Below are 4,888 nucleotides of genomic sequence, written 5' to 3' on the forward strand. Positions count from 1 at the left end.
TTCCTGGTTGCGGTGTATCGCAAACTGGGGTCGCTCGCACTGATGCTCGCCGAAGTGAGCGTGCAGCCCGCGAAGGCCGGACGTTTCACGCGCGCATTGCGATCGGCCATTTCCGGCCTGATCCCGATTCTCGCGATGTTCGGTGTTTTCCTGCTGGTGACAGTGCTATCGGGCGGCATCCTGCCACCGTTCGGCTTGATGATCGCGGTACTGGTCTGCGCGGCGTTGTTGCTCACGGTTTTGTGGCGCTGGTGCGTCAAAATTCACGCAACGATGCAGATCGCACTGCGAGAAACATTCGAAGAGCCGAGAGATCATCCTTGAGCATGAAAGCTTTGTTTTCCCCGATAATGTGAGCAATTGTTTGATGGTTTGCCGCCCCCGGACCAGAGGCGGATAATTAAACTCTGACCATTCTCACAGCGCCTGGCGCCTAAAAACGGAATGAGCGAAAACAAGTCAAACGAGTCGAATGGGTCGATAACGCCGGGCACGCCCGGTACTGGTTCTCCCGCAGCCGATTCTTCGGGGTCAATCCCGGGCAGTCATACGCCGGCCGCTCCGCCCGCGTCTTCCACAAAGCGTTCCGATATTCCCGCTGCCGCTCCGCGGCCTGCTCAGCAGCCGAGTCCGCAACCGACTCCGCAACCGGACCCGAAGGCCACTGCGGCCGAACGGGCATCAACGGATGCGCCTGACAGCGCGTCGACGGTAGAACCTGTCGATACCGCCAAAGCGCAACGCGACGATGCTGCCGCTGCTCGTGCGTCAGCGGCCAAGGCGACGGCGCAACAGGAAGCGGTGGCGCGTGAAACCACGCGGTCCGCATCCTCCGCGAACAAAACGCTCGATGCCAAGGCGAATCTCGCAGCGCAGGTCGAGACTGCGACGGAAGCGGAAGCCAGTCTCGCGGCAGAGGTTGAGAATGCTACCGAGGCGCAATCCGCTGAGGCCGAAGCCGCGAGCGTGACCGAAAGCGCAGCAGAAAGCGTCACGTCCAAACCTGCTTCCAGCTTGCCGCCCGAGTTTACGGCCGCGCCGGACTTCGGCACATTTCGTCCGCCGCCCATTCCACCCGATGCACCGGACATGAAGGCGCCGCCTGCGTACCTGCGCCAGAGCGATTCCGCGTGGTCGGTATTTGGCCGGGTGATCAAGGCGCGCGCGCGTCAGATCTTCGACCGTGCGGGTCAGCGGATCACGCAGCGGACGTTGCGAATTGGCGTGTCAGCGCGGATTTTTCATCCTGAACCGGGCGCCAAAGGACTGCGAGGCAAGACGCTGCAGTACCTGGAGGAATCGATTGCGCATTGGGTGATGTCGCGTGATGTGCTCGTGTTCATGATTCCGACGGTCGGCCATCAGGGCATGCTGCATCCGAGCAACATCCGGTTGCGCGACTACGCGAAACAGCTAGATGGCCTGCTGCTCCAGGGCGGAGCTGACGTATCGCCGCAATCCTATACGGAAGCGGCCACGCGCCACGAATGGCCCGGCGACCGCGTGCGGGACATGTACGAGCTTGAGCTGTTGCATGAATTCATCGAGGCGGGCAAGCCGGTGCTTGGCGTATGCCGCGGCTGCCAACTGATCAACGTCGCGTTTGGCGGGACGCTCTACCAGGATATTGCGACCGATGTCCCCACGGCCGGTGTGCATGTGAATGAGCAATACGATCAGCATCGTCACCCGATTCGTTTCCCCGATGGCTCTACACTCGTCAACATGTTTCCGGGGCACCGTGAAGCTCTCGTCAACTCGATCCACCATCAGGCGGTCAAGACGATTGGCCGTGACCTGAACATCGAGGCAGTGTCGGCACACGACGGCATTATTGAAGCGGTGCGTTATCGGCGCGCGCCGTTCGTGATGGGCGTGCAATGGCACCCGGAGTTCCATCGCGCGGGCGGTGACGAATTGCTCGATTGCACGCCGCTACTCGATACCTTCCTGCGTGTGGCACGCGAAACGCGTTTCTAGGCGGTCGTGGCTCTAAACAGCGAGCAGTCCGTAGCGACTTCCTTGTAGACCAATGACAAAGGCCGTTCCAACATGAAAGTTGGAACGGCCTTTTTTGTTGCCACAGAGTAGCCTGGATCAAGCTTGGGTCAAACACCAGATCGAACTTGAGCGTTACTGAACGAGTCCTGCTTCGCTCTGATCCTGAAGTTGCTGAACCTGCCGCTGCAACATGAGCAACTTGCGCTCGGCAACAGATTTCTCGTTCAGCAACGCCGCCGATTCCACTTGCATCTGTTGCTGACGTTGCGACACTTCGTTTTCCTGCACGCGAGCAATGGAAAGGTCGGCGGTCAGGCGCTGCGCCCGATCATTCGACACTGCAATGACACGCTCGAGCAAGGCCTTTTGCGCCTGCAACTGCGTGCGCCTGATCTCGCCCTCGGCAAGCGCATAGCTCTTGCGGGCGAATTGTGCGTACGCCGTTTCGGCGCGCGCGTCGTCCTGAGATTTCACGACGCGCCAGAAATTCTTGTCCTGGAACAGCGCGACGTAATACACCATCTCTTGAGGATAGAAAAACAGCGCCGCACCATAGTTGCCGTTGTACGTGACACGCAATTCGGTCAGCTTGCGGGCCTGAACCATCTGCTTCAACTCCGACACGTTGCCCTGTGCCTGAGCATTCGACGCTGCGTCAGTGCCATCCTGAAAATCATCTATGGAGCCGTTTGCGATCGGTTGCCGGATGGGATCGGTGAGGCCGGTTGCCGAGAGCAGCGTGCCCACTGGCTGATAAGCCGTCGCGACGGATGAGCCGAACGCGATCACAGCAACGACCAGCGCGTTCAGAAGGGTGGTGGGGGTGGGGGACTTCATAGGGCGAGGCTTGAAGATTAAGTAAGTTTCGGCTACCAATTAACGACATATCGTGCCGCGCGCGTAGAACACGCGTTGCACGATGGGCCATGAGGCTTGCCGTTCACTTGGAAAATTGTGAGGGCGAGTCAGTGACGCGGCGTTGGTTCAAGTCGGAATTCCAGCCGGGTGTGTCGCTGGCGCTTGCGCGCGGTGACGGCAAAGCCGCCGCTTCTCTGGGCGCTGCGCGAACTGACTGGCGGGGCGCACCGCTGTTGTCATCGAGCACGGCTGAGTGCGCGAGCATGTTGTACATGTCGGTGGCGCTAAGCGATGAGCTTGCCGTGTTTGCACGTGAGTCATCACGCGTAAGCGCACGACGGCCTGGGGATGCGAGGGGAGCTTCGTGCCCGGTGCTGCGATAAACCGGTGTGCCTTGATACTCCTGGCCATGGCGCCGATGAACCACCTCGTAGCGGTGCGCATCACGCTTGCTTTTCGCCTTGGCTTTTGCGCCGTGGCGTTCAAGTTTTTGTGCCACTGGCTGTGGTTTGGTGGCGCGCTCCGACACGGTACGGGCTGCAGCAGGCCGGTCATTACTGGCGATAGCGATCGCGCTTGTGCTTATGGCTGATCCCGTCTTTACCGGCGACTGGCTGGCGCTACTGATAGCCACAGGTTTTTGCACAGATGGCAAAGCGCCAATCGCAGCCGGTGCCGACCGAGAGACAGAAGCCTCCACCGACACCGCAGCAGTAGTCGCAGTCTTAGCTGCCGCCGCGGCCGAAGCGCCGTTCGAAGGCGAAGTCCCAGCCGAAGCAACCACCACAGTTGCGCCTGACGCACCGGCTGCATGAGTCGTTTCAGAATCAGATGTCGGCGTGATCGCCGGGGTGGCATTCAACACAACCTTGGGCTGATGCGTTTCGGCATCCTGATGGCCGATTTTCGTACCGAACAATGCCCACGCAATAAACGCAGCGCATGCCAGGGCGATCGCTCCACCAGCAAGTTGCTTGTGATGATCGTTATTGGCCGAAGGCGCTTTTACATGCCGGTCGTCGGGTGCGGTGAACGGCTCGAACGCGAAAGGTGCTGGCTCGGCGGCTTGCGGTGCTGCGTCGACAACGATCGGGGGAACGTCAACGCCTTGCGCTGCTTGATTAACTTCATCATTGCGTTTGAACTTGCCCCAGAGACTGGCTGGCGTCTACGGGAATCGATCATTGCGAAGAGATAGCGCACTGACATATGCCGTGAGGAATCGAGCCGCGTAAAACGGTATTTCATATTCAGTCAAACACGGACGCGTGCCGGTTAACGTCCACTCTTCGCCATAAATGGCGTTGGGCATACTGGCAAGCGGGAACAGCGTCGGCAGAAGCAGATCGCCTTGTACAACGATCATAGGAGCATTCATCTTTTTCTCATTTCCGAAAGCGGCCATCAGGACTGCTCAACGAACGAACAAGCGGGGCAGCCGTGTGGACGTCGCCCGGTTGTTGCCGCAAAGGTGTTCAATAGTTCACCTTTGCCGGACCCGCCACAGAACAGCCCTTGATGATACCCAGCGCCAGCTTGGGCGTCGCTCAGAACCTTCTTAGTTCCTTGAATAAGAGGCGTTCGAAATGAAAAAAAATCGCTAATTCGACACGGACGCAACGGACGTTTCAGCGGACGACATACGGCTCTGGAGACACGGGCTTTTTAGGCAGTGCACAGGCGTTGAACGAGATTACAGCGCCTCATTTGCAAAGGCAAAAGAAACGCCACGTCATCAGCCAACGGGCAGGACATAACGCAGCGCGATGATATCAATGCCGCCCATAGTGTCGTCTTCGCGACCGGCCAGCCGCCAGCCGCGAGACTCATAAAAACCAATAGCCGCAACGTTCGGTTCGAGCACATACAGATACATGCTGGTCGCGCCACGATCGCGTGCCCATTGCGCGGCGACGCTCAGCATGGCGGTGCCTAACCCGCTGCCTTTGGCTCCCGGTAGCGCGTGCAGATTGTCCACGAGCACGCTGCCGTTTTCATCGGGTGCGACCAGGCAAACGAAACCAATCGC

Annotated in this window: 5 protein-coding genes and 1 pseudogene; 2 read left to right on the top strand and 4 right to left on the bottom strand. The window is 59.3% G+C overall.

The window, feature by feature from the left end:
- Together JWR14_RS07630 and JWR14_RS07635 are read left to right on the top strand one after the other, a co-directional pair.
- A pseudogene (locus JWR14_RS07630) lies at positions 1-324 on the top strand (cation/H(+) antiporter); the annotation flags it as partial.
- 120 nt (positions 325-444) lie between these two features.
- Entirely contained in the window at positions 445-1,980 is a 1,536-nt protein-coding gene (locus JWR14_RS07635; protein ID WP_299703932.1) for a gamma-glutamyl-gamma-aminobutyrate hydrolase family protein, read from the top strand.
- A gap of 153 nt (positions 1,981-2,133) precedes the next feature.
- Here JWR14_RS07635 and JWR14_RS07640 read toward each other — a convergent pair whose 3' ends face one another.
- From JWR14_RS07640 to JWR14_RS07655, 4 genes are all read right to left on the bottom strand, one after another.
- Positions 2,134-2,838 (bottom strand): DUF2968 domain-containing protein, encoded by a 705-nt coding sequence (locus JWR14_RS07640; protein ID WP_299703934.1) that lies wholly within the window; start codon positions 2,836-2,838, stop codon positions 2,134-2,136.
- A 103-nt stretch (positions 2,839-2,941) separates the two neighbouring features.
- Positions 2,942-3,493, bottom strand: coding sequence for a hypothetical protein (locus JWR14_RS07645; RefSeq protein WP_299703937.1), 552 nt, complete (start codon positions 3,491-3,493; stop codon positions 2,942-2,944).
- A gap of 534 nt (positions 3,494-4,027) precedes the next feature.
- Positions 4,028-4,237 (bottom strand): hypothetical protein, encoded by a 210-nt coding sequence (locus JWR14_RS07650; RefSeq protein WP_299703940.1) that lies wholly within the window; start codon positions 4,235-4,237, stop codon positions 4,028-4,030.
- A gap of 357 nt (positions 4,238-4,594) precedes the next feature.
- Positions 4,595-4,888 (bottom strand): GNAT family N-acetyltransferase (locus JWR14_RS07655; RefSeq protein WP_299703943.1); only part of this gene is annotated, 294 nt, incomplete at its 5' end.

Origin of the sequence: Caballeronia sp., assembly GCF_028292365.1 — a bacterium.
Taxonomy (GTDB): Bacteria; Pseudomonadota; Gammaproteobacteria; order Burkholderiales; family Burkholderiaceae; genus Caballeronia.

What these genes read in the sequence shown, in the direction of transcription:
- JWR14_RS07640 (WP_299703934.1), bottom strand. Translation starts at nt 2,838, where the DNA reads ATGAAGTCCCCCACCCCCACCACCCTTCTGAACGCGCTGGTCGTTGCT.
- JWR14_RS07650 (WP_299703940.1), bottom strand. Translation starts at nt 4,237, where the DNA reads ATGAATGCTCCTATGATCGTTGTACAAGGCGATCTGCTTCTGCCGACG.
- JWR14_RS07635 (WP_299703932.1), top strand. Translation starts at nt 445, where the DNA reads ATGAGCGAAAACAAGTCAAACGAGTCGAATGGGTCGATAACGCCGGGC.